Source organism: Campylobacter taeniopygiae, from assembly GCF_005406225.1.
Classification (GTDB): Bacteria; Campylobacterota; Campylobacteria; order Campylobacterales; family Campylobacteraceae; genus Campylobacter_D; species Campylobacter_D taeniopygiae.
Genome location: NZ_NXLY01000048.1, coordinates 1 through 1,301, shown reverse-complemented (window position 1 = coordinate 1,301; position 1,301 = coordinate 1). Strand labels below are relative to the sequence as shown.

Below are 1,301 nucleotides of genomic sequence, written 5' to 3'. Positions count from 1 at the left end.
AAACCTGTCTTTATCAAAAGGTTTTACGCATACTCTTTTTAGCTCTGTTTTAGTCATTTTTAATCCTCCCATGTAATTGAGTTTAATTCTTCCAAAGAAATGGCGTTTCTAATTTTTTCTTTTAAGTCTTTTGCTTTAAAAATGGTTTGCTGAATAAAATAAGCCATGCTACTTGCAAAGAGTTTAAACTCTTCCACACTAAATCTTGTAGTTGTATTATCAAGCGCTATCCAATCAATATAAGGAATTAAATTAGGATTAACAAGAGCATTAGTTACTGCCCCATTAATTCTTAGCTGATCTTCATTAGAACTTTGATAGATTTTACCTTCAAATGAAAATCCACCATTTAAAACCTTTTCTTTGGTTTTATTGATTTCATTGATTTTTAACTCTTTTGCCTCATTTAAAAGTTCTTCTTTGCTTTTAGGAGGATTTATTAAAGCGTTAAATTCTTCTTCGCTAATTGGAGTCAATCCTTCTTTGATTTGCTTATCTGTTGCTTCATCTTCATAAGCATAAATTTGTTTATTTTTATCTATAAAATATTTCATTTTTTCTCCTATATAATATTTAAAAATTGTGCTGTAGGTGTTATTTTATTTGCATATAAGTCATTTAATACTATTTTGTAGGTATCATTAGGGTTTAATATATGTATATAATCTGTTGAAGGAATATATGAACTTCCTTTACCATCTCCTACACCTGATTCATAAATAGAAGATATTTTTTTAACTAAAGAATTATTAATATATATATTAAGACTACCATCGCCACCTATACCCGAAAGAGAAAATTTTGAAGTTGTTATTCTAAGAGGAGTTTTAAAACCAGTTGTATTTGTATATATTACATTATTTGACATGGAATGAGTTTTAAATAAAGAAGTTCCATTAATATATACATTAAAACCTATTAAAGATAAAAGTTCTGGATTTTTTAAATCAAGTTTATTTTTTTTCAAAGTAGCTAAATTTACCAATTCATCATCTTTGCTTGCTTGTAAATTACTTGTAGGTAATTTGGTAAAATTTTTAACTCCATCAATGTTTTGATCTGTAGATAAAGTGACATATTTAGCAATTTCTGTGTTAAATTTACTTTCTAAAAGATATTTAGAAAACTCATCCCATACTCGTTTAAATGCATCATTATATTGTTGTATTAAAGCTTCAATTTCAAGTTTTAATTCTATCTTTATAGCATCCACATAATCACGACTTGCCATAATCACACTTGGATCTAGTTTTAAAATCACTTCTTCTGCATTAGAAAGCTCCATGACAATTTTTATCATA

At 26.8% G+C, this 1,301-nt stretch carries 2 protein-coding genes; both read right to left on the bottom strand.

Going from position 1 to position 1,301, the window contains the following annotated elements; translation table 11 throughout:
• Nucleotides 1–59 precede the first annotated feature (59 nt).
• Entirely contained in the window at nt 60–554 is a 495-nt protein-coding gene (locus tag CQA75_RS08870) for a DUF4376 domain-containing protein (RefSeq protein ID WP_137624595.1), read from the bottom strand.
• Nucleotides 555–562: 8 nt separating this feature from the next.
• On the bottom strand, nt 563–1,301 hold a 739-nt coding region (locus CQA75_RS08865; protein WP_171000108.1), incomplete at its 5' end, for a phage tail protein.